This is a genomic window from Arcicella sp., assembly GCF_964672035.1.
Genome location: NZ_CBABQS010000036.1, coordinates 15,940 through 42,584 on the forward strand (window position 1 = coordinate 15,940; position 26,645 = coordinate 42,584).

The 26,645-nt window shown below is 36.3% G+C and carries 22 protein-coding genes and 1 pseudogene; 17 read left to right on the forward strand and 6 right to left on the reverse strand.

Annotated elements, in window-relative coordinates; translation table 11 throughout:
• The first annotated feature begins 266 nt into the window (after positions 1-266).
• From greA to AC1W31_RS11415, 3 genes and pseudogenes are all read left to right on the forward strand, one after another.
• The gene (gene greA / locus AC1W31_RS11405; RefSeq protein WP_481734573.1) at positions 267-740 is read left to right on the forward strand and encodes a transcription elongation factor GreA; all 474 of its coding nucleotides are present in this window, start codon (positions 267-269) and stop codon (positions 738-740) included.
• A gap of 381 nt (positions 741-1,121) precedes the next feature.
• Positions 1,122-1,394 (forward strand): Uma2 family endonuclease, encoded by a 273-nt coding sequence (locus AC1W31_RS11410; protein WP_481734574.1) that lies wholly within the window; start codon positions 1,122-1,124, stop codon positions 1,392-1,394.
• A gap of 331 nt (positions 1,395-1,725) precedes the next feature.
• Positions 1,726-2,669 (forward strand): annotated as a pseudogene (locus AC1W31_RS11415) (transposase).
• Between the two features lie 116 nt (positions 2,670-2,785).
• Here the strand turns inward: AC1W31_RS11415 and AC1W31_RS11420 are convergent.
• The gene (locus AC1W31_RS11420; protein ID WP_481734575.1) at positions 2,786-5,455 is read right to left on the reverse strand and encodes an MGH1-like glycoside hydrolase domain-containing protein; all 2,670 of its coding nucleotides are present in this window, start codon (positions 5,453-5,455) and stop codon (positions 2,786-2,788) included.
• Between the two features lie 370 nt (positions 5,456-5,825).
• Here AC1W31_RS11420 and AC1W31_RS11425 point away from each other — a divergent pair, with 370 nt between their 5' ends.
• From AC1W31_RS11425 to AC1W31_RS11480, 12 genes are all read left to right on the forward strand, one after another.
• Entirely contained in the window at positions 5,826-6,581 is a 756-nt protein-coding gene (locus tag AC1W31_RS11425) for a DUF5602 domain-containing protein (RefSeq protein WP_481734576.1), read from the forward strand.
• 164 nt (positions 6,582-6,745) lie between these two features.
• Positions 6,746-7,135 carry a hypothetical protein gene (locus AC1W31_RS11430; RefSeq protein WP_481734577.1) on the forward strand — a complete coding sequence of 130 codons (390 nt, stop codon included), beginning with the start codon at positions 6,746-6,748 and terminating at the stop codon, positions 7,133-7,135.
• Positions 7,136-7,253: 118 nt separating this feature from the next.
• Complete coding sequence (locus tag AC1W31_RS11435) at positions 7,254-9,641, forward strand: TonB-dependent receptor (protein ID WP_481734578.1); 2,388 nt, start codon at positions 7,254-7,256, stop codon at positions 9,639-9,641.
• 163 nt (positions 9,642-9,804) lie between these two features.
• Positions 9,805-10,080 (forward strand): YHS domain-containing protein, encoded by a 276-nt coding sequence (locus AC1W31_RS11440; RefSeq protein WP_481734579.1) that lies wholly within the window; start codon positions 9,805-9,807, stop codon positions 10,078-10,080.
• 34 nt (positions 10,081-10,114) lie between these two features.
• On the forward strand, positions 10,115-11,305 hold the full coding sequence (locus AC1W31_RS11445; protein WP_481734580.1) for a sialidase family protein: 1,191 nt from the start codon (positions 10,115-10,117) through the stop codon (positions 11,303-11,305).
• 205 nt (positions 11,306-11,510) lie between these two features.
• Positions 11,511-14,021, forward strand: coding sequence for a TonB-dependent receptor plug domain-containing protein (locus AC1W31_RS11450; RefSeq protein WP_481734581.1), 2,511 nt, complete (start codon positions 11,511-11,513; stop codon positions 14,019-14,021).
• 109 nt (positions 14,022-14,130) lie between these two features.
• On the forward strand, positions 14,131-14,493 hold the full coding sequence (locus AC1W31_RS11455; RefSeq protein ID WP_481734582.1) for a hypothetical protein: 363 nt from the start codon (positions 14,131-14,133) through the stop codon (positions 14,491-14,493).
• 102 nt (positions 14,494-14,595) lie between these two features.
• Entirely contained in the window at positions 14,596-15,669 is a 1,074-nt protein-coding gene (gene atpB, locus AC1W31_RS11460) for a F0F1 ATP synthase subunit A (RefSeq protein ID WP_481734583.1), read from the forward strand.
• Positions 15,670-15,764: 95 nt separating this feature from the next.
• Entirely contained in the window at positions 15,765-16,004 is a 240-nt protein-coding gene (gene atpE, locus AC1W31_RS11465; protein WP_481734585.1) for an ATP synthase F0 subunit C, read from the forward strand.
• Between the two features lie 232 nt (positions 16,005-16,236).
• Positions 16,237-16,737 carry a F0F1 ATP synthase subunit B gene (gene atpF, locus AC1W31_RS11470; protein WP_481734586.1) on the forward strand — a complete coding sequence of 167 codons (501 nt, stop codon included), beginning with the start codon at positions 16,237-16,239 and terminating at the stop codon, positions 16,735-16,737.
• 188 nt (positions 16,738-16,925) lie between these two features.
• On the forward strand, positions 16,926-17,462 hold the full coding sequence (gene atpH, locus AC1W31_RS11475) for an ATP synthase F1 subunit delta (RefSeq protein WP_481734587.1): 537 nt from the start codon (positions 16,926-16,928) through the stop codon (positions 17,460-17,462).
• A 79-nt stretch (positions 17,463-17,541) separates the two neighbouring features.
• Positions 17,542-18,615: a CHC2 zinc finger domain-containing protein gene (locus tag AC1W31_RS11480; RefSeq protein WP_481734588.1), complete on the forward strand. Its 1,074-nt coding sequence runs from the start codon at positions 17,542-17,544 to the stop codon at positions 18,613-18,615.
• Here the strand turns inward: AC1W31_RS11480 and AC1W31_RS11485 are convergent.
• Positions 18,607-19,119 carry a DUF1905 domain-containing protein gene (locus AC1W31_RS11485; protein ID WP_481734589.1) on the reverse strand — a complete coding sequence of 171 codons (513 nt, stop codon included), beginning with the start codon at positions 19,117-19,119 and terminating at the stop codon, positions 18,607-18,609. The two genes, AC1W31_RS11480 and AC1W31_RS11485, sit on opposite strands and share 9 nt — an antisense overlap.
• 5 nt (positions 19,120-19,124) lie before the next feature.
• Complete coding sequence (locus tag AC1W31_RS11490; protein ID WP_481734590.1) at positions 19,125-19,268, reverse strand: toxin-antitoxin system TumE family protein; 144 nt, start codon at positions 19,266-19,268, stop codon at positions 19,125-19,127.
• Positions 19,269-20,244: 976 nt separating this feature from the next.
• Here AC1W31_RS11490 and AC1W31_RS11495 point away from each other — a divergent pair.
• A complete protein-coding gene (locus AC1W31_RS11495) occupies positions 20,245-21,384 on the forward strand; it encodes a 2-isopropylmalate synthase (RefSeq protein ID WP_481734591.1) in 1,140 nt (379 codons plus the stop codon).
• Positions 21,385-21,522: 138 nt separating this feature from the next.
• A complete protein-coding gene (locus AC1W31_RS11500; protein ID WP_481734592.1) occupies positions 21,523-22,449 on the forward strand; it encodes a bile acid:sodium symporter family protein in 927 nt (308 codons plus the stop codon).
• Positions 22,450-22,535: 86 nt separating this feature from the next.
• On the opposite strand, the gene AC1W31_RS11505 is transcribed toward AC1W31_RS11500, so the two are convergent.
• The 3 genes from AC1W31_RS11505 to AC1W31_RS11515 all read right to left on the reverse strand — a co-directional run bounded on the left by AC1W31_RS11505 (position 22,536) and on the right by AC1W31_RS11515 (position 26,377).
• The gene (locus AC1W31_RS11505; protein ID WP_481734593.1) at positions 22,536-23,912 is read right to left on the reverse strand and encodes an efflux RND transporter periplasmic adaptor subunit; all 1,377 of its coding nucleotides are present in this window, start codon (positions 23,910-23,912) and stop codon (positions 22,536-22,538) included.
• 91 nt (positions 23,913-24,003) lie between these two features.
• Complete coding sequence (locus AC1W31_RS11510; RefSeq protein ID WP_481734594.1) at positions 24,004-25,650, reverse strand: TolC family protein; 1,647 nt, start codon at positions 25,648-25,650, stop codon at positions 24,004-24,006.
• 133 nt (positions 25,651-25,783) lie between these two features.
• Complete coding sequence (locus AC1W31_RS11515) at positions 25,784-26,377, reverse strand: M15 family metallopeptidase (RefSeq protein ID WP_481734595.1); 594 nt, start codon at positions 26,375-26,377, stop codon at positions 25,784-25,786.
• Between the last annotated feature and the right edge of the window lie 268 nt (positions 26,378-26,645).

Here is a 26,645-nt window from a genome sequence, read left to right on the forward strand (position 1 = left end):
GTTCCAATATTTATAGCAAATGCAAGTAAAACAAAAACAGGAAAATATTACATAAATTAATGTTTCTGCAAAGGTCATAAAAAATCTTGTAGAACGGTCTTAGGCCGTTCTTTTTGTTTGTATTAGGAATGTAAAGATTAATCGTTTGAAAATTTTACGATGAGCATAAATGCTTTTCAAGATAACACATTTTTAAATTAAAATACCTGCTGGCACGTTGTCAGTATTTTTTTTTCTATTTAGGATAACAGAAAACAAACATAACTATGGCAAAATTTCAATATTATACGCAGGAAAAATTTGATGAATTGAAAGCTGAATTACAGTATCTTAAAACTGCTGGACGTGCAGATATGTCAGCACAAATTGCGGAAGCACGTGATAAGGGCGATTTGAGTGAGAACGCTGAGTATGATGCAGCCAAAGATGCACAAGGACTGTTGGAATTAAAGATTATGAAGCTCAATGAAGTAGTGGCAAATGCTCGTGTGATTGATGAAACAAATGTTGATAATTCAATCGTTTCGATTTTGTCGAAAGTGAAGATAAAAAATGTCAAAAATGGCATGGAAAAAATTTATACAATTGTTTCGGAAGAAGAAGCTGATTTAGCGGCTGGGAAAATCTCAAATTCTTCACCTTTTGGGAAAGGACTTTTTGGAAAAAAAGTGGGTGATATAGCTCAAATTCAAGCGCCTGTGGGGGCAATGGAATTTGAAATTATTGAAATTACAAGATAAGACTCCTCATTTTTTCGATACAAAAAACTCGTAAAGGTTTCGCTTTTGCGAGTTTTTTTATCGGTCGGTTTTGTAGATTTGAGTAATAAACAGAGAAAAATTGTCAGCATTAGAAAAATATCTACAAATGGAGCGAAAAGCCGCTTATAAAGCGAATATTTTCAAGGAGAAATATTTGCCACGGCGGGAGCAAGTTTCAAACATAATATTGTCAATGAAAATTGTTCAGTATTAATTGGCTCGTTTCTGAGAAAAAAAATCCTGTCAATCTTTTTAAAGAGATAGGAAACTCCATGTCCCAGCCAATACGCTTTATCCTTACCCAGATTTAATGGTAGTTTGCGGGGATAAAAAATTTTGGAAGGTAAAAAAGATGTAATAATGAATCCCGTTATCATCATCGAAATCCTGCCAAAAAGTACGGACGCTCATGATAGAGAAGAAAAAAATGCTCTTTATAGAAGTATTCCAAGCCTCCGAGAATACGTTTTGATAAGCTCAACCAGTATCCTTTCGGAAGTAATGTGGAAAGAAAATGATTTAGGGCTTTGGTTTTTAGCTTCCGAAGCCGATACATTGGAAGGGTCTATTTCAATAAAAATGTTGATTGAGAACTCCCATTATCAGACATTTATGAGGAGACGGAGAGAATAATTTTAAAAGAATACTGATATCAGCACTCGAAGATAGCTATAATACATTACAGGAATATTTGGCATTTGAGGAACAATCCGAGATATAGAAATGAGTACATCAACGGACGAATCATTCCTTTGGGGAGTGGTGATTTGCCTTTTATCGAAATGGCAGATTATGTTAATAAGAAATTAAGTTATTACGGAGCCAAACTCTACTCCTTAAGTTTACACAGAACGAAGAAACTAACTTTCCCTAAAAAAAATCGCACTTCAACACACGATTTAACAGCTTTAAAAGGGTCCATGTTAAATACTGTGGGTCACTGATCTTTTCGTATTTTTGTATTATGAATAGTACAGAGATATTTCAAGTGGTATTGGGTCTTCACCCCCCTATAAAATTACGCAAGTAGAGTTACAAACAGAAGACTCGAATGTTAAAAGTTTACATATTCATATAGACTGACCGAGGCAGTAAATTTATGGACAAAAGCCAAGTATTATGTTCTGTCCATGACACGATTGATAGAACTTGGCGACACTTAATTTTTTTTCAACATGAGTGTTATTTGCATTATCGAGTTCTTCGTTTAGTAATAAGTACAGGGCAAGTTCATCAAGTAAATGTACCTTGTGCAAGACCTAATAGTGGCTTTACGCTACTTTTTGAGGCATTTGCAATGCACCTGATAGAGTGTGAAATGCCGATCATCAAGGTAGGTGATACCGTCAGTGAATATCCAAACAGATTCTGGACTATCTTCAATTTTTGGAGTATCAAGGCTTATAATACAACCGACCATTCACAAGTTACCCAAGTAGGTATAGACGAGACTTCTTCTAAAAAAAGGCATAACTATATTACCATTACCGTTGGGGTTGATTTAAAAGAACATAGTACTCCATGCTGTTGTTGAAAAAGATGCTGATACTGTTACTCAGATTAAAGACTGTTTAGAATCAAAAGGATGTCTAAAAGAGCAAATAGAGCAGGTTTCGATTGATTTATCGCCCGCTTTTATTCAAGGAGCAACTGATAATTTTCCCAGAGCAAGTATCACTGTCAACTGATTCCACGTTAAAAAATTACTGAATGAAGCGATCGCATTGGTCTGGAATCGTCAACTACATTCAAACACGAATAACAAACGGGATTTTGGAGAGTATTAATGCTAAAATTCAGCTTGCCAAAAAAAGGGTAAGAGGATTCCGAAATATTAAGAATCTTATTAACATGACTTACTTCATAGCGGGTAAACTCAAATTTGATTACCCACAGCATTCAACGTAGACCCAAAAAATTCATTGTTTTCCTTGAAAACGCTGAATTTATTTGATAAAATAAAAACGCTCAACCTTGATGTTTAATTTCATCAAAATTGAGCGTTTTAAAAATTCATTATTCCCCTACATCACATCTTTCAAAATACCTTTCTTCTCTTTAGCAACCGTCAGAATTAATTCTGCAATCAATCCAGTCCAGCCCGTTTGGTGAGCTGCTCCTAAACCTTTTCCAGTATCACCATCGAAGTACTCATTGAAAAGAATTAAATCTTTAAAATGTGGGTCAGATTGCAGTTTTTCGTAATTTTCATACATCGGTCGTCTGCCTTTATCGTCTTGTGTAAAGATTTTTATTAAGCGTTCTGAAAGACTCATCGCTGCCTCTTTTATACTCATCATCTCGCCCGAATCAGTTGGATATTCTACTTCATAATCATTGCCATAATAAGTCTGGAATTTCAACAACGAATCGACCAACAAGAAATTCATGGGAAACCAAATCGGTCCACGCCAATTGGAATTTCCACCAAACATACTGCCTGTGGACTCCGCAGGCGTATAATCCACTTTCAGAACATCGCCATTGATACGGAATTGATACGGATTGTCGAGGTGATATTTTGATAATGAGCGAATCCCAAAATCAGAAAGAAATTCCTTTTCGTCAAACATCCGTTTCATAATCATCTTCATACGATGTCCCCGCAAAATAGCAAGCAAACGATTTTCTCCTTTTCCAGATTCGTACCAACGAGAAATCAATCCCGCCAAATCGGGGCGATTATTCAATACCCATTCTACTCTACGCTTGAAATCTGGCAGTTTTTCCAACATTTCTGGCGTCAGAATTTCTACGGCAAAAAGTGGAATTAATCCTACCATTGACCTGATTTTTAACAACTTACTGTCATTATTGGGTAGATGAAGCATATCGTAATAAAACTGGTCTTCTTCATCCCAAAGACTAATATCATCGCCACCCAAAGACTGCATCGCTCCCGCAATATGCAAGAAATGCTCAAAGAATTTGGAAGCCATATCTTGATAAACGGGACGTTCCAAAGCAATTTCGCAGGCAATTCTCAACATATTTAAACTATACATGGCCATCCAACCAGTGCCATCGGCTTGTTCCAAACGTCCACCCGTTGGCAAAGTAGAAGAACGGTCAAAAACCCCAATATTATCCATTCCCAAGAATCCTCCGCCGAAAACATTATTGCCTCCTTCGTCTTTCAAATTGACCCACCACGTGAAATTGAGCAATAATTTATGGAAAATTCTTTCTAAAAAAGAAATGTCTCCTTTGCCGTTCATTTCCTTTTCAATTTCATAGACTTTCCAAGTTGCCCAGGCGTGTACGGGAGGATTTACATCCGAAAATGACCATTCATAAGCGGGTATTTGTCCGTTGGGGTGCATATAATATTCCCGCAACACAACCGCTAATTGTCGTTTCGCAAAATTGGGGTCAACCCGAGCTAATGGAATAGTATGGAAAGCCAAATCCCAAGCCGCAAACCATGGATATTCCCATTTATCAGGCATCGAAAGAATATTGGCAGCATATAAATGTCTCCAACTGGCATTTCGTCCATATTTACGATAGCCCGATGGCTCTGGCATGGCTGGGTCGCCTTTTATCCATTCATTGACATTGTAATAATACCATTGTTTGGTCCACAACATTCCTGCATAAGCCTGCCGTTGAATTTTTAATAATTCTTCGTCTTTTACATCCTGTTGAACTTCATCGTAAAAGATATTTCCTTCCCGAATTCGTTTCTCCATGGTGTCCTCAAAACCCCCAAAAGGTTCAACAATTGAGTGGTCAACCAAACGTAAACGAACCGTTACGGATTCGCCCGCTTTCACGATTCTTTTGTATTGAGCGGAGGCTTTTGTTCCTATATCGTTGGGATTGACGGCTTTTTCATCTCCTTCTACGATGTACTCATTGATGCCATCTTTGGTATAAGGGGAATAATTAGCTACGCCATACAATCGTTCAAAATTGCTTTCATTTTCGGTAAAAAGTAGTTCGTCTGCCTCTTCGCAGTAGAGTTTAAAAAGCCCAACATTTCTGTTATCAATCTCAATTGCCTTGTTTGAGATTCCCCGCATCATGGGTTTATACTTGAAATTATCGTAGCCCCAACTCCATGTATTTCTAAACCAAATGGTTGGCAGAATGGTCAGGGGCGCATCTTTTTTGCTTCGATTATGAGCCGTTATTTTGATGAGAATATCTTGTTCGTCCGCTTTGGCATATTCAATAAAAACATCAAAATATTCATCTTTTTCAAAAATCCCTGTATCAAGTAGCTCGTACTCAGGCTCTAACCGAGAACGCTTGCGACTCTCTTCCACTAACTGATCGTAAGGATATGCCGTAATCGGATACTTGTAAAGCATCTTCATGTAGGAGTGAGTAGGCGTGGAATCGAGGTAATAATACAATTCTTTCACGTCTTCACCGTGGTTTGAATCGCTCCCTGTTAATCCAAAAAAACGTTCTTTTAGGATATGGTCGTTATGATTCCAAAGCGATAAAGCAAAGCAAATATGTGATTTATTATCAGAAATTCCCGCAATTCCTTCTTCTCCCCAACGATAGGCAATCGAACGAGCCATGTCGTGCGAAATGGCATTCCAAGCATCTTGATTAGGAGAATAATCTTCCCGAACCGTCCCCCATTGGCGTTCTGATAAGTAGGGACCCCATTTTTTCCAGCCTTTATTATCCTCACGAGTATTTAATCGTAGTTTCTCAGCATTGATGATTTTACTCATATTTTTATGTTATATAAATGCTCCTTTTATCTTTAGTAATTATTGAATAATCCGCTGCAAATATCTGCAAATATTATCAAAAAGGTTGCAAAACTGTGCAAATCGATACTCAAATTTAATCAAAACCCTTTCACTATTTTCTAAATATAAACAATAAATGGTTGAAACATTCGATTTTTTTTGCTGGGTATAAAAGGTTACTCATTATTTATTTAATGGTTTTATCGGCTATTTAAACGAAATTTAAGTTGCAATGTATTCATTTTCAGGTGTTTAAATTAATTTAATTGTGTATAAAAGGTTATTTTAAATCATTTATACACGCCATAATTTTGTATGATTAATACAAACAAATCTAATTTTAATTAACATGAAAAATATCATTTTTACCTGTACTTTATTGGGGATAATGCTTGCAGGATGTAAAAAAGACGAAGTAGTTACTGACCCAAACCCAACTTATAAAGGGGCAGAACAGACAATTGGCGATGGAAAAGTTTATGCTTGGGTTAAGTTTACGGGTGACAAACCAAGTTCGATTGGTATGACTTTAGCGAAAGGCGCTTTGAACAATATTCCGCATAATGGAGGTACCAGTTTAGTGGTTGCTTTGCCCACCGAAGCCATTGGGAAAACGCCATTTGACCATATCTATCTTGATTTTTCCCATTCTGGTCACGAACCCGTTGGTATTTATGACGTTGCCCATTTTGACGTGCATTTTATGATGCAACCTAACGCTGAACGTTCGGTAATTCCACCCTATACTAATACTACGGCGGCGAAATTTGATAATCTTCCTCCTGATGGTATCATGCCGATTCCGTATTTTCGTTTACCCGCAGGAGTGCCTTTGATGGGCGTGCATTGGGCAAACCCAACATCAACGGAATTGAACGGTGGTAAATTTACGGAGACTTTAATCATGGGTTCGTACGATGGTAAATTTACTTTCATTGAGCCAATGATAACGTTGGAATTAATGCAATCGAAACCAAATATTACCAAGAACATACCCACGCCCGCCAAGTTTGCCAAGGCAGGATATTTCCCGATGAAATATAGTATAAAACAAGTTGGGGATGATGTGCAAGTTAGTTTGGATGAGTTGATGTTAATGCAGTAAGTGTCTATTAATCAGTTACTTATTCTTTTTTTAGTCATGGCATAATTTTGAATTATGCCATGACTGTATGGAGGAAAAGTCTGATAGGTTTAGAATAAAAAACTAAAAAATTACGATCATATTCGTTTCGATTATACCTTTGTGGTTCAATTAGTAAACATCCAATGACACACAAAAATTACATAGCCCTATTGCTTTTGATGCTCATCAGTGTCAAAACAATTCTTGTGCCTGTGGTTTATTTGGATTTTGAATTGAGAAAGGATTATATCATCCAAAACCTTTGTGAAAACCGTTTCAAACCCCAATTGAAATGTAATGGTCAATGCTATTTGGCAAAAAAATTACATAAAATTGCGGAAGATAATGCTACTAGAGAAACGCAAAAACAAAGCCAGTCTATGAAAAAAATCATGGAAGAAGTTTTTGAAACTACACCACTTTTTTCTTGTGATTGGACGATGAGAGCATCTGCCCCAAAATCCATTTATTCCTATCAATTAGCTCACACGCAGAGCTTCACTTCTTTTGTATTTCGTCCTCCAATCGTTTAATTATTTTTTATTTATTGTATGGCTGTAACTCGAATTGGCCATTCGAGAGCGTTTTGCTATTATCGAAAAATAGCCTGAGTTATGGTAAATTGAAGTTAATATTCAAAACTAAATAAACATGAAAACGATATATAATTTGCTCATTGTCAGTATGTTGACAATGAATATTTCCTTTGCCCAAAACGTAATTAAAGGTAAAATTTTTGATAATACAACCAAAGAACCCGTTGTTGGAGCATCCATAAAAGCTGAAGGCACAAGCACTGGAACGACTACCAATGTGAATGGTCAATTCTCATTTGAAACGAATCAAAAAGTTTCAAAAATTACCATTTCAAGTATTGGATTTCAAACGCAAATGGTTGATTATCAAGATAATAAACCCTTATCTGTTTCCCTCGAACCATCCATTGAAAATTTGCAACAAGTAGTCGTTACCGCCAATCGTGAAGCCAGTTTACGTACGCAATCGCCCGTAGCAATTTCTAAGTTATCGCCCACTTTAATCAACGATACGAAGGCAACGAATATGTACGAAATTATCAACAAAACGCCAGGTGTGATGATGGTGAATTTGGGAAATGAGCAACACATGATGAGCATTCGTCAGCCAATGGGAACAAATCCCTATTTTTTGTACATGGAAGACGGTTTGCCCATCCGTCCGATGGGTGTTTTCAACCATAATGCTTTATTGGAAATGAATACTTTTGTTACTTCTTCGATTGAAGTGGTAAAAGGGCCAGCTTCATCATTATACGGCCCAGAGGCAGTTGGTGGTGCAATTAATGTGATTACGCAACGCCCAACTTCTGTTCCAACGGCAAGAGTAGGCGTACAATTTGATAGTTATGGATACAAAAGAATTCAATTTGGTGCGGGTGCTACGCTTGGAAAATTAGGTGTTTATTTGGGTGGTTACGTGGCCAAACAAAGAGATTCATGGATGACCAATAGCGATTTTGACAAGCAGTCTTTCACAGGAAAATTAGAATACACGTTCAACGATAAAACTCGTTTGATTGGGGCTATTTCATACATTGATTATAACTCCCAAAGTGGTGGTGGCGGTGATAGTATTTCTTATTATAGCCGTTCTTATACTTCAGTGGCAGATTTTGCGTATCGAAAAGCCTTGGCTACCCGTGCCAGAATTTCCTTGGAACATACTTGGAATAATGATGCTCATACCACGATTACGCCTTATTACCGAGGTAATTCTTTAGGGCAAAATCCAAATTATACCATTATCTGGAAACAAGGAGCATCCACCGCAACCAGCCAAATAAATAATAATTCGTTTACTTCTTACGGTGTTTCGGCTCAACATTCGCAGCATTTTTCGTTCTTGAAAACGAATTTATTGGTCGGTGGCATTTATGATTATTCAACCAATCCGTATTATGCGTATTTGATTAATCTTTCGGCACAATTACGTCCCGATGGCAAATCAGTCGAAAAATACACGGTGAGCAAAGAAGAACCGACCAATTTCTTGTCAAAATACGATGCGAAAATTTATAATACAGGAATTTATACGCAGATAGGTTTTGAACCCGTACAAAATTTTAGATTTTCGTTGGGCTTACGTTACGACCGAATGGCTTTTGACTATATTAATTATTTGGCAAAAACTGCTTCGGGAGAATATTTTTCGGGAACTAAAGAATATAGTCAGGTTACGCCAAAAATTGGTTTTACCTACGATTTGGGTCATGGAAAAGGATTTTATGCCAATTATTCCAAAGGATTTTCGCCTCCAGCGCTCACGGCAATTTTTCGTAAACGTCCCACGCCCGCAGCAAATGGCGATTTATTTTATTACAATTTAGAACCCGCTCATTTTGATAATTATGAATTTGGCGGTTGGGCTTCGTTGTTGAATAATAAACTTTATATCGACTATGCGTTTTACCAAATGGATGGGCAAAATGAATTATTGAGCATCAAACAGCCCGATAATTCCACGGATTATCAGTCGGTTGGAAAAACCTTGCACCGAGGCGTTGAATACGGAATTACGTATAAACCCAATGTTCAATGGTTGATTCGTTTTGGCGGTACAAATGCTGTTCACCGTTTTGTGGAATTTACGTTGAGCAATAAAGCATCGGATGTTTTGCAAAATGTAAACGGAAAAGATATGCCACAAGCTCCTAAATGGATTGCCAATACAGAGGTTACGTATAAGCCAACTTGGTTGAAAAATTATCGAGTTTCTATTGAATGGCAACGGATTTCATCGTGGTATCAAAACCAAATTAACACGGTTTCTTACGATGATAAAGGAGCTTTTGGCGCAAAAGGCGTAAGTTTTTTGAATTTTAGAACGGGCTATCAATGGAAACGTATTGAACTTTACCTAAACGTTATGAATTTAACGGATGAACTTTATGCCACCAATGCCACCAGAGGTAATAATGCGACTGACAGAACAGCTTATACGCCAGCCGCACCAAGAACTTTTGTGGTAGGACTTCAGTATAATTTTGTAGAAAAGAAATAGCATTCAATTCTTTCGTAGCACTATATAGAGAATGACATAACTTATCGAAATTGGAACTTCCCGAAAGTTTAAAACTTTCGGGAAGTTGAGCCAAATTACTGAAATTTAATTTTAATAAGTTAAGTCGTAGCATTATAATTAATAACAATATAGTATTTAAAACATGAAAAAAACTATCATCACCCTCATCTGTACTTTGTGCATGACGTTTGGCATTTTTGCTCAGAAAGGAAAAAAATCAATTAAGGAAAAACATCAGCATTCGGAAATAAGTGCAGTTTTGAAAGCAGACGCTAAAGACCCAATCTGTAAAATGTCCTTAGCAAAAGGCACAAAAGACGTTTCGGTTTATCAAGGAAAACAATTTGGTTTTTGTAGTGTGGTTTGCAAAGAAATGTTTGATAAAAATCCTAAGAAATATGCGGTGGTGAAACATTAATTATTGAAGTATTCATCTTGAAATTTACAAATTTATGAAATACATAATTATTGCTATTTTAGGTTTTTTAATGAGTTTTAAACAACCTAATAAACCTGTTCAACTTTCTGATATTCAAAGAGTTGGAACAACGCCAAGATTCACTACCGACGCTCAGGGAAATCCAGTGTTGAGTTGGGCGGAGAAAGACGGAGACAAAGCAAATCTCTTCTTTTTTGCCATTTCTAAAGATGGTGGAAATACTTTTTCGGAGAAAATATCCGTAAAAGTTCCCGAAAAAATGTCCATTCACGCCGAAGGAATGCCCAAAATTGCGTTCAAGAAAAATGGAGAAATAATCGCCAATTTTGAAGTCTCAATGCCAACGACTACCGAACGATTTGTAGGTAATTTTTACTTTATTTCTTCAAAAGATAAAGGTAAAACATGGTCTGAACCTCAAACTGTTCACCAAGATGAAACGGCTGGAAAGAGTCATTCCTTTGGTGATATGGCAACTTTGCCCGACGGTCAAGTTGGTTTAGTTTGGCTGGATGAAAAATTGGGGAAATATGCAGGTCGCAGTGTGAAATTTCGTCAGACTTTATCCGATGGAACGCTTTCTCCGGAAGTTGTGGTAGACTCAAATGCTTGTCAATGTTGCAGAACGAACCTTTTTGTGGATACTGATAATAATTTTCACGTCCTTTTTCGTGATTTATTAGCCGATGGTTCACGGGATATTTCGCACGTAGTTTCTAAAAATGGCGGTAAAAGTTTTACCGATTTTAGCGTTGTTTTTGATGATAAATGGAAAGTAAATGCTTGTCCACACACGGGGCCGAGCATTACGCAAGTGGGCAAGGATTTATATACCGCATGGTTTACGGGCAAAGAAAATGAAGCTGGCGTACGATTAACAAAAATTGGTTCGGGGAAATTGCTGGATAAAATTGAAACCAATCGGGCAAAACATCCACAAGTGGGCGTTTTGGACAATAAATTGGTGATGACTTGGGACCAATCTATGCAAAAAGACGAAAAATTCTTTACGAAAATTGGATTACGAATTTTTGAAAAAGATGGCAGTTTCAAGGAAGAATGGATAACGCCAGATTTCGAGGTTTCAACGTATCCCGTGGTTTTATCAGTTGGTAAAGATTTATTAGTTGCTTACGAACAGAAAAAAGAAGCCACGGATAATTCCGTAATTATGGTTCAGCGGATAAGTAATTTAGTGAAGTAAAATATGGGACGGCATCGCTTTTAGTGATGTCGTCCTTTGTTAAATTCTGATAAAATAATCGTAAAATTTTTAGAGGATTTATAAAAGTAAAATTTCCTTGATAGATATTTCAATCCTTCTATCATAAAACTATTGCGTTTATCGTTTGGGATTTAGATATTTGACGAAATTTTATTCTAACGCTTAATCCCAATTTCTACTTCACATGAATCGTAAATTTTACGCCTTGCTGGCAATTGCATTTCTCATGACAACTGCCTTTACATTCACTCAAGAAGGTGAAACAATTACCGAACGAATTTTAGCAAAACTCGAAAAGTACCGTACCAACACTCCTCAAGAAAAAGTCTATTTGCATTTCGATAAGCCCTACTACATGGCTGGCGAAACAATATGGTTTAAAGGGTATTTATTTGATGGAACTACGCATAAAATTGACTCCGTCAGTCGAGTGATGTACGTTGATTTAATTAATGAAACAAATGGCAAAACTATCGCAAGTCGTACATTGAATTGTGATGGTTCTACGTACGGAGACATTGCTTTGCCTGATAGTTTGGAAGAAGGCGTTTATCAAATTCGGGCTTATACCAATTATATGAGAAATTATTCGGAAGAATTCTTTTTCCATCAAGATTTTAAAATTTATCAAGGTTCCATAAAAAATCGTTTGACGGATTCAAATGCGCAAAAAATGACCGAAGCTGCCGATGTTCAGTTTTTTCCAGAAGGCGGTAACTCTGTAATTGGTTTAGATTCCAGAATTGGGTTTAAAGCACTCAATATTTTGGGCAAAGGGATTGATGTTGAAGGCTTTGTGTTGGATAATACCAAAGATACGGTCGTGGCTTTTCACACGGAACATTTGGGTATGGGAGTTTTTAATTATACGCCAGAATCCCAAAAAACATATACGGCTTACGTAAAAGAGCACGATGGCAAATACCGACCTTATTCGTTGCCTTATGCCCACGAACAAGGTTTTACGATGGCAGTTGATAATTTATCGAGTAAAGAAAAAGTGAAGATTTTTATCGCAAACAGTTCACCAAAACCTGCCGATAAATCATCGGAAGTTATTGTGGTGGCTCACCAAAGAGGGCAACTGATTTTTATGGCAAAAGGCAATGAAACCCAAAAGTCATTTGGTCTTTCAATGCCCAAAAATAAAATTCCTGACGATGGCATCGTACAAATTACCTTGATGAATGCCAAAGGTGAACCTCTCTGTGAACGCTTAATTTTTAATAATCAAAACAGACAGATAAATCTCAAAATTATCCCTGACAAAGCAAATTATAAGATTCGAGAGAAAGTTACTGCTAATTTGGAAGCCACCGATGCCGAAGGAAAACCCGTGGAAGGTAATTTTTCAGTGGCCGTTACGGATGCAAGTCAAGTGATTGCCGAGCCTCACCAAGAGAATTTATTGTCCTATCTTTTACTGAGTTCAGACGTGAGTAATTTATCGGGAACGGATTATTATTCTGCCTTGCGGGGAAATATTGAACAGCCAGCTTATTATTTTGACAAAGAAAATACGAATGCAAATCGCCACTTGGATATTCTGATAATGACCCAAGGATGGAGGAGATTTATTTGGCGAGATTTAATGGCTGACAAAGATCCTAAAATAAATAATTTATTAGAAACAGGCTTGGAAGTAACGGGTAAAGCAGTCAAACCAAATGGAAAAATTGCCGAGAATGTTACCTTAACCTTAGTATTAAAAAATGACAAGAAAATCCCTCAATTTCTAACGGCAACTACTGATTCATTGGGTAATTACGGATTTTACAGTTTAGATTTTTTTGATACTACCCAAGTATTTGTACAAGGTTTGAAAAAAAATGGGGGTAAGAATTTAGACGTAACGATTAACCCTCTAAAACCCGCTCCAAAGGTTAGAATTGTAAAAACGCCTTATAATCCAATGGAATTTAATGCCCAAGATTTAGCGATTTTTTTGAAAAAAGCCAATGAAGCCATTGAATTAGAAAAGAAATTAAAGCTCAACAAAGACCAAATGCTTCAAGAAGTAGTAGTGAGAGCGAAAAAATATGAAGAATCTGACGCTCGTAAAATATACGGAAAAGCCAGCAATACCATCAAAGTTGATAATATACTGTGTGCAGGAGCGACCAGCGTTTTTCAGATGATACAAGGCAGAGTGGCTGGTGTACAGGTTTCTCCTAATGGTAGTGGTGGATATTCGGTAGTGATAAGGGGTATTTCAAGTTTTACGGGAAGTACAGAGCCCTTATATTTATTAGACGGAATGCCCGTAGATGCCGATGCTTTCAGTTCAATCACTCCCTGCGATGTGGATAACATTGATATTTTGAAAGGAGCTGAAGCAGCCATTTTTGGTTCGAGAGCCTCCAATGGCGTAATTTCCATTTTGACCAAAAGAGGAGGGAATAATTATGATTATTCAAAAGACCCCATTTCAGGAGTAACAATTCAAAAACGAATGGGATATAATGTTGCCCGTGAATTTTATGCCCCTAAATATGATGTATCTCTTGCCGACCATATCCGTCCAGATTTTCGTTCAACGCTTCATTGGCAACCCAATGTAAGAACCGATGCGAGTGGCAAAGCAACCATAACTTACTGGAATACAGACGCTAAGGCAACGATGAGAATTATTGCTGAAGGGGTTTCTACGCAAGGATTTGTGGGTGTTGCGAAAGCTGAGTACGGAGTTAAGTAGAGAGGAAGGCAGAAAGGGAGAAAGGTTAACCTTTCTGCCTTCCTCTCTTTTTACTTTTCTCCTTTTTTCTTTTTTCCCTTTCTGCTTTTTCCGTACCTTTACGGAAAAAATGCTCCGAATAATTCTCTTCACAATTACCATTGGATTGCTGTTTTACTCTGCTCCAGAAATAGGACTTTCCCAATATGTCCATACTCAGAAATGGGTCATTTTATCCTACTTTTTTGCTATCTCATACCTTAATCACATACTCATGCAAATAGGCTTTGCCAAGAACCGTGAAAACTTCGTTCAGTACTATTTAGGCAGTGTTACGGGGCGTTTAATTTTGAGCCTAATTTTCATCGGAACATTCGTATATTCAAGTACTCCAGACATCAATACTTTCATCATCGACTTTTTTGTACTCTATTTATGTTACACAGGTTTTGAAATATTCGGATTGTTTAGTAAATTGCGTGACTTTTCGTAGATAATCTATTATTTTATTTTATAACACATTGATAATCAATACGAACGAACAAAACCAGATTAAGGATATAATTTATAATCAACCATATACTTCAAAGAAGCCGTGAACAAGAAAGTGTATTTTTCAAATATTTTTGCTTTTTTATTTTTAATTTCAAGCACCATTTTTGGTCAAACAGAACCCGCTGATTCTACTACAAAAAGTGCGGTTATTGAAGCCCACACAGGTGAAGAAGATGCTCATGGAGAAGCCGCCGAAGCATTCAACCCAGGAAAGATGATGATGGAGCATATTGCGGACGAACATGAGTGGCATTTTGCTACTGCTGGACACACGCATTACTCAATTCCATTGCCTTGTATTGTTTGGAATAAAGGAGGATTAACTACATTTTCTTCAAACCGTTTCAAGAACGAACATCACGAAGAAGTTGCCTACGAAGGGCTTAAATTAGAAGAAGGTAAAATCGTTGCTGAAGATGGTTCTTTCGTGTTAGATTTATCAATCACCAAAAACGTAGCCTCTTTATTAATTAGTGTTATTCTTCTGTTAGTAATCTTTTTTACGATTGCAAAATCATACAAAGAGCGTGTAGGAAAAGCGCCATCGGGCTTACAATCAGCTTTTGAACCCATCATTATATTTATCCGTGACGAAGTAGCGAAAACAAATATTGGCGAAAAACATTACAGACGTTTCGTCCCTTATTTATTGACGGTATTTTTCTTCATACTCTTCAATAATATGTTAGGACTTCTTCCTGGAAGTGCCAACGTAACGGGAAATATTGCCATCACTTTGGTATTAGCAGTAATTGCATTTTTCGTAACAAATTTAAGTGCAAAAAGCACTTATTGGGGACATATTTTTGCGATGCCAGGCGTTCCGAAATGGTTATTAGTTTTATTGACTCCCGTAGAAATTATCGGTGTTTTTATGAAACCAATTTCTTTAATGATTCGTCTTTTTGCCAATATTACAGCGGGGCACTTAATCCTTTTGAGTTTGATTGCCTTGATTTTTATCTTCAAAAGTATCGGAGTAGCCGCTATTGCGGTGCCATTCTCAGTATTTATGAACTTGATTGAGATTTTGGTAGCATTCTTACAAGCTTATATTTTCACAGTATTAGTTTCAACCTATATTGGAGCCGCTGTTGAAGAAGGACATCATTAAGATTTCCGATTGACGATTTTCGATTTAAGAAGTAAAACACTAAATCACAATTTAAAAGCGTATTTTCAAATTAATAAATATAAACAATTACAATTATGTCAATGTTATTAGAAGTTTCTCAAGCGTTAGGTTTAGCAGGTATTGGTGCAGGTTTAGCAGCTATTGGTGCTGGTGTTGGTATTGGTAGAATCGGTGGTTCTGCAATGGAAGCCATCGCTCGTCAACCAGAAGCATCAGGAAAAATCCAAGGAGCTATGTTGATCGTTGCAGCCTTCGTTGAAGCCGTTGCTCTTTTCGCAGCAGTAATCTGTTTGTTGGTAACTACAAAAGGGTAATTACTGACTTTATCAGTCAACAGTTATCAGTTATCGGTTAAAAAATAGTTTTAGCAATTTAACTTATCGATTTGTTTTTTGATAAAAAGTAAAACATTACCATCAGCATACAAAGCATTAGGCAAGTATGCTGATGTTTATTAGAAATTAAGAAGACTATTAGTCTTCAATTACTATACAAGAAACTCATAGCTAACAGCTCAATGCTCGCCGCTATTTAACAACCAAAACCATGTTAGTTTCCATCTTAGAACCAGCCCTTGGTCTGATAATCTGGCAATTAGTAATATTCGGAGTATTGTTTTTCATTTTAGCAAAATTTGCTTGGAAACCAATTATGTCTGCCTTGCAAGAACGTGAAGCTTCAATTGATGATGCTCTTTCATTGGCAGCAAAAACTCGCCAAGAAATGACTGACTTGAAAGCAGGCAACGAAAAACTTATCGCCGAAGCTCGTGCTGAACGTGATAGAGTTTTGAAAGAAGCAAAAGAAGCAGGAGATTCAATGATTGCCCAAGCAAAATCCGATGCTCAAAAGGCAGGTGCTGAGGAAATTGAAAAAGCTCGTGCTGCTTTCAATCAAGAAAGAGTGAATGCAGTTGCATCTTTGAGAAAAGAGACCGCAAAATTGTCTTTGGAAATCGCTGAGAAAATATTGCGTACTCAATTGGCTGATCCAAAAGCTCAAGAGATTTTGGTATCAAGTCTTTTAGCCGATGCTAAATTGAATTAATAATTGAGAATTAACAATTAATTATTACCTGCAACCGGTTCTTGTTGATTGTGTGATGAGAAAGTTCTCTAATCAGTAATTCAAAATTCACTTGTTTATTTGCTTACCTGATTGCAGTTGTTAATTATTAGATTGAAACTCTTATTTCAATTATTAATTATTAATTGTCAATTGATAATTGTAAAAAGATGTCCCAGCAAACAGTTGCATACAGATACGCTAAATCATTGTTGGATTTGGCAAAAGAAAAAAACGTTGAAGATAAGGTTTACGAAGATATGAAACTCTTTAACCAAGTTTGTGACGATAATCATCAGTTTTATTTACTGTTGAAAAGCCCGATTGTATCTCACTTTGACAAATTGACGATTTTACAAAAAATCTTCACGGGTAAAGTAGACGCTTCGTCAATGTCTATTTTTGAAATTATCACGAAGAAAAACCGTGAAGAGATGCTTCCACATATTGCCGAGGATTATCTTCGTCAATATGAGATATTCAAAGGAATTCAGAAGGCTTATGTAACCACTGCAACGCCATTGACGGCTTCACAAAAGGCTGAATTTCAAAAAATTGTCGCAGATTCGACTGGTAAGACAGTTGAAATTATTGAGAAGATTGACGACACATTAATTGGCGGATACGTTCTGCAAGTAAATGACCGTCAGATTGATACTTCGGTAAAAACAAAATTGAACGAATTGAAAGTCAAGTTTATGAACTAATCTTTTTGTTCTGAAATCATTAGACCCCACAAGAGTTTTCTTTTGTGGGGTTTTTGATTTATTTTTACTCACAAAAACAATGAATATTCTTGACGAACTCAATCAGATTTCTATTCTGCAAGTAGCGGAAGATTTGGGCTTAGAAGTTCAACGTCACCGCATGAAATGTCCTTTCCACGAGGACGATACGCCTTCGTTGGTTTTATATCCACACACCAATAGTTTTTATTGCTTCGGTTGTGCCAAAACGGGCAATTCCATAACGCTATATTCCGAAATCAAAAACCTTGATATTAAAACGACTATCAGCGATATGGCGAAAGACTATATCGTTGGTTTTCAGCAATATAATAAAACTCAGAAGAAGCCTCTTCCTAAAATAAACGTCTTGAATGCTCCTGAAATAAGGAATTTTCCAGCAAAAGATAAACCAACTACTGAGATTCATTCACAGATTTATGAGGCATTCAGAGACTTTTGTTTACAGCAGAAAACGAATGATTTATCCAAAACTGCCTTTGATTATTTGCAGCATCGAGGCTTTACTGAAAAAACAATCAAGGATTTTAGAATATTTGCCATTAAAGATTATACCGAAGTAACCTGGTATATGAAGCAACGTTTTTCGTACATTGATTTACAAGAATCGGGGCTTTATAATGTCAAAAATAATTTGATTTTTTATTCCCATTCTTTGATAATTCCTTATTATCGAGATGGCAGAATTGTGTATCTGCAAGGGCGAGTTATTGGCAAACCACCAGAAGGTACAAACCGTTATTGTTTTTTGAATAATCAGCCTTTAACGCTTTTTAATGTAGATTCTTTGTTAAAAGTTCGGTCTGGCGAGAGTGTATATGTAACCGAAGGAGCATTTGATTGTATGAGACTCGTGCAGGAAGGAAAAACGGCGGTGAGCTTAGGAACTGCCAATATTTTCAAAAAAGAATGGGCAAAATTATTTCAGCGAGTCAACGTGGTTTTTTATTTGGATAATGATGTGGCAGGACACAAAGCAGCGGATGAATTAGAGAAAATTTTTACGCATTTTAACATCTCCTGTACTCGCAAAAACCTGCCCGATGAATACAAAGATGTCAATGATTATTATACGGCTAAATTGGGCAGTAATGAGCAATTGGGGTTATTTTGAAGATAAACTTCGATAATATTTCACCATTTCTGGATAAGTCAGACCCATCAACATTCCTTGAATGGTCATGGTTATTCGCTTGGTTTTTGTCTCAATTGTCTTGGCAGATTCTATCCATTTTGAATAATACGTTTGATGACTTTTAGGCAATTTCAAGAACGTTTCTAAAGCCTTTGGTTCATCTTCCAAACACATCATCAATTCCTCCGATTGCGGTAATTCATCCTTATCTTCTTCCAAATTGATTGTCACCATTGCGCCCTCTTCTTTGCGGATTCCTTTGCGGATTTTGGCGTTCATAGGAATGATAAAATCGCCTTCTCCCATCGGTAAAAGAGCCAGTAATTTTACTGGAAAGCTATCAATCAAGCCTTTTACTCGAAAACCGAGTTTCGTGTCAGGTTTAATTTCATGGGCAATGTGGGCAGGAATTTCGATATAAGTCCAGCCCGTTTTTTCGCCTTTTTCTCCGAATTTTTGTAGGATTGTTTGGAAGGTGGTCATGGGAATTACAAAGAGTTCTGGATGAATATTAAAACTTCATACAAAGTTATATTTTTAGAGGGATCGACATTGAGCTCATTACCAAAATGTTGATGATATGGAAATGTATATATTTGAGGATGATGTAGCGTATTATCCCAATGATGCATTAACTCATCTTATTTTGACATCGCTTGATAACCATATTTATATTTGTCAAGAATATAACTTCCTGGTTCGTAGATATTTAAAGAGGTGTCATCAATAAAATTTACCTTCATTTTAAGAACTGATTTTGCTTTACCCTTGATTTCCTCTGTGATAATAAAGTTCTTGATAAATCATGCGAATTACGGGTTAGAAATTAAGTAAAAGTAACACAGCGGCAGCCAACTTAGAATAAATGTGAATAAATGACCCATTTTCAGAGCTATACTTTTGAGGTAATCTGGATGTTTTTTAATGAATCGAATTATAAAAATATTCTACGGATTGTCCAATGGTTGCAACCGCCGTTGAAAATAAATCATTGGTTGCCTTGCCCTATCAAATTGTCCAATAACGATTGGCGTTCCTTTAATTTTTCAGGGTCTATGTTGTTTTGTGTGGGTAACTAATTTCAAAAAAACCAAATCAATATTTTTGGTACGTAAAACTACTATATTAAAAGCAAAACCTTTTAATCGAAATCAATAATATTTTTGTTTAATAAATGTCCTTAAAACACAATTAATAAATTGATAGTCAACACTTTAATAAATAAATTTCAGTTTGAATAAATCGCTTTTCCTATGTTAATGCAACTAAAAAGACAGCTAAATCAGTCCAGAAAATTAAAGTAAAATTTTAAATAGAATTTAACAAAAATATTCTATTTACACAAAACAACATAGACCCCTTTTATTCTTGTAATCTTAAAAATATACTATTCCAAAAAATATTTTATCAAAAAAATATTTACACAATATTTATTATAATTTTAGACTATTAATCTTATAAAAATGAATAAAAAAGATTATTAACCTAAACAATAAGCATTTAATAATAATTTTTAGATTTTAATTCTATAAGCTAACATTTAAGGATTTGTTTTTTAAGGATGATAAATGTATTTTTGACTTAGAAAAAAACAAATAACACAAAATAATGAGTCAGAAAATTCAAGTATTCGATACTACTTTACGTGACGGCGAACAAGTGCCAGGTTGTCAATTGAACACCGAAGAGAAATTACAAGTTGCTGAACAACTCGAACTCTTAGGCGTAGATATTATTGAAGCAGGTTTTCCAATTTCATCACCTGGCGATTTTCGTTCGGTGGAAGCCATTGCGAAATTGGTAAAAAATGCGACGGTTTGTGGTCTGACTCGTGCCAAAAAAGAAGATATTGATGCAGCGGCGGCGGCTTTAAAACACGCAAAATATCCAAGAATTCACACAGGTTTGGGTGCTTCAGATTCGCATATTGTTCATAAATTCAATTCTACTCGGGAGGAAATGTTGGAGCGTGGTGTTTGGGCGGTAAAATATGCCAAATCATTCGTGGAAGACGTAGAATTTTTTGCGGAAGATGCGGGTCGTGCAGATTTAGAATACTTAGCAAAATTGATTGAAGCCGTGATTAAAGCGGGTGCAACGGTAGTAAATCTTCCTGATACAACCGGTTATTTATTACCCCATCAGATGTTTCAACGCATCAATTATTTGTTTGAAAACGTGCCAAATATTCATAAGGCAACGATTTCGATGCACAACCACAACGATTTAGGACTTGCTACTGCCAACACCATTGCGGGGATTCAAGCGGGAGCCAGACAAGTGGAAGTTACGATTAATGGTATCGGAGAAAGAGCGGGAAATACTTCTTTGGAAGAAATAGCCATGATTTTGAATGTTCATAAAGATTTAGGTTTTCATACTGGAATAAACGCCCAGCTTTTATATCCATTCTCAACGTTTGTTTCTAATTTGATGGGAATGCCCGTACAAGCGAACAAAGCAATCGTTGGAGCCAATGCCTTCGCCCACTCATCTGGTATTCATCAGGACGGTTTCTTGAAGCATTCAGAGACGTATGAAATTATGAAACCAGAAGATGTAGGTGTTCTTTCATCGGCCATTGTTTTGACTTCACGTTCGGGTCGTGCTGCCCTTCGTCACCGTTTGCAATTGATTGGTTTTGATTTTGAAAAACCAGAATTAGATAAACTTTACACTCGCTTTTTGTTGATGGCGGATGTTAGAAAACAATTGAACGATGAAGATTTAAAGGAATTGGTAGGGTAAATTATAGAATAGATTTTAGAAAATAAATTCTAATTTTAAAAGGCTTCTTTGGTTTTCAAGGAAGCCTTTTTTGGGTATATTTGTTAATAATCCCCAAATCCTAACCGAGCGACGGTCGCCCCCAACCCCTAAATAAATATGAAAGATTATTTATACACAATTTGTATTATTTTGGCAGTCATTATTGCCTACAATTTCCCACAATTTTTTCTTGAATTTAACGGAATAAAATCCAGTGTTTTAATTTTACCGATGCTTCAAATCATCATGTTTGGTATGGGAACTACCGTTTCAGCCGATGATTTTGCGGAGGTTTTTAAGTCACCTAAATCGGTTTTTATTGGTACGGTTTGTCATTTCATTTTTATGCCCCTTTTAGGATTTGGCATTGCCCATTTATTTAATTTCCCCGTTGAAATTGCCGCTGGAATCCTATTAATTGGCTGTTGCCCAAGCGGATTAGCCTCTAACGTAATGTGTATGATTGCGAAGGCAAATGTAGCTTTATCCGTAACAATCACCACTATTTCTACCTTATTAGCGCCATTTCTTACCCCCCTATTGATGAAATTTTTGGGTGGTGGACTCATTGAAATTAATTTTTGGAATATGGTTTGGGACATCACCAAAATTGTGATTATTCCCATTGGTTTTGGATATATTTTAAATCAGTTTTTTGGAGAATTATCAAAAAAATTACAAAAAATATTGCCTTACCTTTCTATGATTGGTATTGGCGTTGTGATAGTGGTAGTTACGGCATCTGGTCAAAAATCTTTACAAACCGTAGGCGGAATGTTGATTGTGGCAGTGCTTATGCACAATATTGGGGGATATTTTTTGGGATATACGAGTGCAAAATTATTGAAAATGTCAGAACAAGATTGTAGAACGGTAGCCTTGGAAGTTGGTATGCAAAATGCTGGATTAGCTTCTGGTTTAGCCAATCAATTAGGCAAAATTGCTACTTTAGGACTTGCTGCCGCACTTTTTGGCCCTATTATGAATATGACAGGCTCACTTCTTTCGAGTTGGTGGAGTAGGAAACCTCTCGTTGCTTCATAAGTCAACAAAAAGCCGTCCCCAGATACTCTGAGACGGCTTTTTCATAAACCCTAAACCAAACTAAATTTATTGTCTTATAAAAATTATTACTTCTTTTTCTCTTCAGCTTTCTTCTTCGCTACTAATTCCCCTTCTTTTAATTTTTTAGAAACTGTAATGTAAGGTCCCGAAATAATGATTTCTCCTTCTTTCAAACCCGACAAAATTTCGATGTTTTCAAAATCAGAAATACCCGTTTTCACTTCTCTTAATTTTGCTTTACTATTTTTATCCATCACAAAAACCACTTCCTTGATCTTGTCTTTCTTGATAACCTTTTCTGGCTCCTGATTGTTGTCTTGTTCGCCATCTTTTTTATCACCTTCCTCCGGTTTCAGCGTTGGGTCACGGGTGGTAACGGTAGCCAATGGCACCGACAAAACGCCATTTTTACGGTCGGTAATAATTTCTACCGAAGCTGTCATGCCTGGTTTTAAAGGATATGAACGCTTTCCAACAATCAAATCTGAATATGAAGAACGTAAAACCCTAATTTTTACTTCAAATTCTGTTACAGCATCACTCGAAACAGCAGCGGCGGCAGTTCCTAAACCATTGGCAGAACTCGCAATTTCATAAACAATGCCTTTAAATTTACGTCCCGAAGCGCTGTATGAATCTACGTCAATAATTACGGTATCATTCATCGAAACACGAGTAATATCGTTCTCATTTACGTTTACCCTAACTTCCATTTTATTCAAATTGGCAATTCTAAGTAATTCAGTACCAGCCATTTGAGATGTTCCAACCACACGCTCACCCAATTCAACATTCAGTTTTGAAACGGTGCCACTTTGAGGTGCATAAATAGTCGTTTTCGTTAAATTAGCTCGTGCTTCTTTCAAAGCTGCTTCTGAACTTTTTACGTTGAATGTCGCCGCCAGAACGTTGGCTTTTGCTGATTCTACGTCTTGTTTTGCCACTAAATATTGTGAATTAAATTGGTCAAAATCAGCATCAGAAATAACTTTATCGTCGTGCAATTTTTTATTACGGTCATAATCAATTTTGGCTTTCAACAAGCGTGATTCTGACTGAGATTGTCCCGACCTTGATTGTTCAACGGATGCTTTTGATGAATTTACCTGTGCTTCGGCACGAGCCAATAATGACTCATAATTATCAGGTTTAATTTTCAACAATAATTGTCCAGCACGCACAGAATCACCCTCGGTTATGTACAGACCTACGATTTCTCCCGATACGTCTGGCGAGAGTTTTACTTCAACTTCTGGTTGAATTTTACCAGAAGCAGATACCCGCTCAATAATATCGGCTTTCTTTACTTTTGTAAATTCAACTTCCGTAGAGGGTTCTTTTCCGATAAGTCCCTTTTGCTTGGCAATGCCTAAGCCACCGCCCAAAAGGACAACCACACCCCCGAGTATCCACCAGATTTTATTTGAAGATTTCTTTGCCATAATTAATTTAGCTTTGAGCTATGAGCATTGAGCCATGAGAAAATAAGTTTAATTGAAAACTCAATGCTCATAGCCCAAAGCTCATAGCTAATTAAAAAGTAAGCGGTTTATTTTGATAATAATCTAAGATTTTAGTTCTAAAAATGAAGTCATATTTTGCCTGTACAAGGTTGCCTTTTGCTTTGTCGAGATTTGTTTTCTGTAGGCTATAACTTACAAAATCAATTGCTCCTGCATTGAAACGGCTTTCTGCCGCTCTGAATGATTCTTCTAAGGCTGAAACCTGAACTAAGAAAGCATCGTATCTTTTAGCGGAATTTGTCAAGTTTGTATAAGCCGTTTCGATATTTTGTCTCAAAGTCAAACGAGTTTGTTGAGCGTTCAAATTAGCATTTTCTTTTTGAATTTTGGCTCGAGTAACGTTGCTTTTATTGTTATATCTACTAAAGATTGGAATACTGGCATTAACACCAAAACCATAATTGGCCGTGTTTCCGAGTTGCGTAAAATAGCTGGTTGTCCCGTTTTCAACATAATTAGGTTGAGAAACTATCAGCGGGAAATCTGTTCCGTTGAATTTTACAATGCCAAAATTTTGGTCTTTTGTGCCAGATTGAATATAATTTTTCTGTCTATTAGATTGATTTCCTCCAAAGTTGGCATTAGCCGTAACGATAGGCAGAAAACCTGCTCGGGCAATTTCGATGCCTTTATCCGCACCAGCTATTCTTAAATCAGCGGCTTTTACGGTAGGTTGACTACCTTCTGCTGTTTGATAAACTTTATCAATTGAAGCTTCGTAACCAGATGTTGCGGGCGTAGGTACAGAAATTCTGTCCACTTTTACATCCGTAATATTTCTATCGTTCAATAATTGTAAAAGCGTCAGTTTAGCTAAATCCAAGGTACTTTGATTATTAATAACGGTTGTTTCTTCGGTGGCTAATTGTGCTTTTAAATCAAATAAATTTGATTGTGCCAACGAACCCGCTTTTACCAATTTATCAGTTTTATCTATTTGCAAGGCCGTAATGGCAATTTGCGTTTTTGAAATGGCTAATTGGTCCTCAGCATTCATAATATTCAAATAAGATAACACTACTTGCAAAGAGATATTTTCCTTCATTGCCTGCAAATCAAATTGGGTGGCTTTCAAAAGAATATCATTTTGAGCAATGGTATTTTTAAGTTGATAACCATTGAATATAATCACATTGGTATTAACACTAATCTGGTTATAATTCACACTATTATCAATGTACGTATTGGTAAATGGATCTAAACTCCGTCCAAAATTAAAAGATTCACTGATATTACCACTGGCATTAGGCAATTGATTGAACTTTGATTGCTGCAATTGTAACGTATTCAACAATACTTGATTCTGGCTTTGTTTAACGGAAATATTATTTTTCAGCGCAATATTCACGGCTTCTTGCAAGCCCAATTTGGTTTCAGTACCACTGGCTTGAACTGCATTTTGGGCTTTCGGTTGGAAAGTCAAACAGGTAATTAATAAGAGTAATAAGGGAAAACGATTCATGGCATTTGTGATTTGATAGTTCAATGTTACGAATGATAATTTTTGATTTAAAAATGTTTGGGATAAACGGCTATCTCTCATGGATAAATGGAAATTGTGAATTTTGTAATTTTCAAAATTATTCTTGCCAACAAGACTGAAAGACTCAAAGAGGAATTTTATCAAAATCTTCGTGTATTGATGTCTGAGTGACATTTTATTAATTATTTAAAAATAGTCAAAGACAATACCAACTAATCTAAACAACTGATTATCAACATTTTATACTAATTTACAAAAATAAAAAGTGTCCGTTTCCGAACACTTCTATTTTAAAATCGAACAATTTTTATGGAATAATCTTGTAGGTCGCTTTAGCAGTCTGTCGAGAAACTGCATTAAAATGCCACCATTCGTATTCAATTGGCATATATCCGGCAGATTTCATTACACTTCTGAGCAATTGACGATTGGCAATTTGCTGTTTTGTCAATTTTCCTATGTTCAGAAAGTAATTTTCCTTTTTGGGATACGCCAATTCTCCGAAAAAATCATATTCCGTTCCCATGTCAAGCGGCGTACCGTCTGTTGTAGCAATCGTCAAATCAACCGCACTTCCATAATTATGTATCGAGCCTTGCGCAGGATTTGCCACGTAGGTTGCTCGTTGTTTGGGAGAATATTGCGTCAGTGAATTCCACAAAACCTTCTGACTACTCAAAGGTCTCCCTCCATCATACACCAAAAGCCGATAATTTGGATGTTTCCTTTTCAATAAATCATTCGCATGGGAAAGCATTTCGGCAGGTTTTTTTTGGAGGAAACAATTGGTAATACATCCATAAACGTCTTTACCAACAAAATTATCCGTTGTGGAATATTTCAATTCTACCAAAATATTAGGGTCAATTTCTTGAACATTCACCAAGCCTTGTTCACGCATTTTTTGTTCATATGCGCAAATTTGGCTTATTTTTGTAGGTTTTAATTTTACTTTTTGTTGGACGGTAAATGAAAGTAAAATAAAAGGGACAATGATTATTAAAGAAGTTTTTTTCACAGCTTAGTAACGTGTAAATAATAAGTTGGTCTAATTAATTTTCAAAATATTGTATCTTCGTATTCAATACTGACTTTTAGTTTTATGGAAATTACTCTCGAAGAACGCAATTATTTCAATCAATTAGATGAACGCCAACAACGCTTATATG

Excerpts from the sequence above, each read along its gene's own strand:
- atpH (WP_481734587.1), top strand. The coding sequence starts at position 16,926 with ATGTCCCAGCAAACAGTTGCATACAGATACGCTAAATCATTGTTGGAT.
- atpF (WP_481734586.1), top strand. The coding sequence starts at position 16,237 with ATGTTAGTTTCCATCTTAGAACCAGCCCTTGGTCTGATAATCTGGCAA.
- AC1W31_RS11490 (WP_481734590.1), bottom strand. The coding sequence starts at position 19,268 with ATGCATCATTGGGATAATACGCTACATCATCCTCAAATATATACATTT.
- AC1W31_RS11485 (WP_481734589.1), bottom strand. The coding sequence starts at position 19,119 with ATGACCACCTTCCAAACAATCCTACAAAAATTCGGAGAAAAAGGCGAA.
- AC1W31_RS11515 (WP_481734595.1), bottom strand. The coding sequence starts at position 26,377 with ATGCGTGAACAAGGCTTGGTGAATGTTCAAGAAATTGACCCTAATATT.
- AC1W31_RS11450 (WP_481734581.1), top strand. The coding sequence starts at position 11,511 with ATGAATCGTAAATTTTACGCCTTGCTGGCAATTGCATTTCTCATGACA.
- AC1W31_RS11510 (WP_481734594.1), bottom strand. The coding sequence starts at position 25,650 with ATGTCACTCAGACATCAATACACGAAGATTTTGATAAAATTCCTCTTT.
- AC1W31_RS11440 (WP_481734579.1), top strand. The coding sequence starts at position 9,805 with ATGAAAAAAACTATCATCACCCTCATCTGTACTTTGTGCATGACGTTT.
- AC1W31_RS11480 (WP_481734588.1), top strand. The coding sequence starts at position 17,542 with ATGAATATTCTTGACGAACTCAATCAGATTTCTATTCTGCAAGTAGCG.
- AC1W31_RS11420 (WP_481734575.1), bottom strand. The coding sequence starts at position 5,455 with ATGAGTAAAATCATCAATGCTGAGAAACTACGATTAAATACTCGTGAG.
- AC1W31_RS11455 (WP_481734582.1), top strand. The coding sequence starts at position 14,131 with ATGCTCCGAATAATTCTCTTCACAATTACCATTGGATTGCTGTTTTAC.
- greA (WP_481734573.1), top strand. The coding sequence starts at position 267 with ATGGCAAAATTTCAATATTATACGCAGGAAAAATTTGATGAATTGAAA.
- AC1W31_RS11435 (WP_481734578.1), top strand. The coding sequence starts at position 7,254 with ATGAAAACGATATATAATTTGCTCATTGTCAGTATGTTGACAATGAAT.
- AC1W31_RS11425 (WP_481734576.1), top strand. The coding sequence starts at position 5,826 with ATGAAAAATATCATTTTTACCTGTACTTTATTGGGGATAATGCTTGCA.
- AC1W31_RS11430 (WP_481734577.1), top strand. The coding sequence starts at position 6,746 with ATGACACACAAAAATTACATAGCCCTATTGCTTTTGATGCTCATCAGT.
- AC1W31_RS11505 (WP_481734593.1), bottom strand. The coding sequence starts at position 23,912 with ATGGCAAAGAAATCTTCAAATAAAATCTGGTGGATACTCGGGGGTGTG.
- AC1W31_RS11500 (WP_481734592.1), top strand. The coding sequence starts at position 21,523 with ATGAAAGATTATTTATACACAATTTGTATTATTTTGGCAGTCATTATT.
- AC1W31_RS11495 (WP_481734591.1), top strand. The coding sequence starts at position 20,245 with ATGAGTCAGAAAATTCAAGTATTCGATACTACTTTACGTGACGGCGAA.
- AC1W31_RS11445 (WP_481734580.1), top strand. The coding sequence starts at position 10,115 with ATGAAATACATAATTATTGCTATTTTAGGTTTTTTAATGAGTTTTAAA.
- AC1W31_RS11410 (WP_481734574.1), top strand. The coding sequence starts at position 1,122 with ATGAATCCCGTTATCATCATCGAAATCCTGCCAAAAAGTACGGACGCT.
- atpE (WP_481734585.1), top strand. The coding sequence starts at position 15,765 with ATGTCAATGTTATTAGAAGTTTCTCAAGCGTTAGGTTTAGCAGGTATT.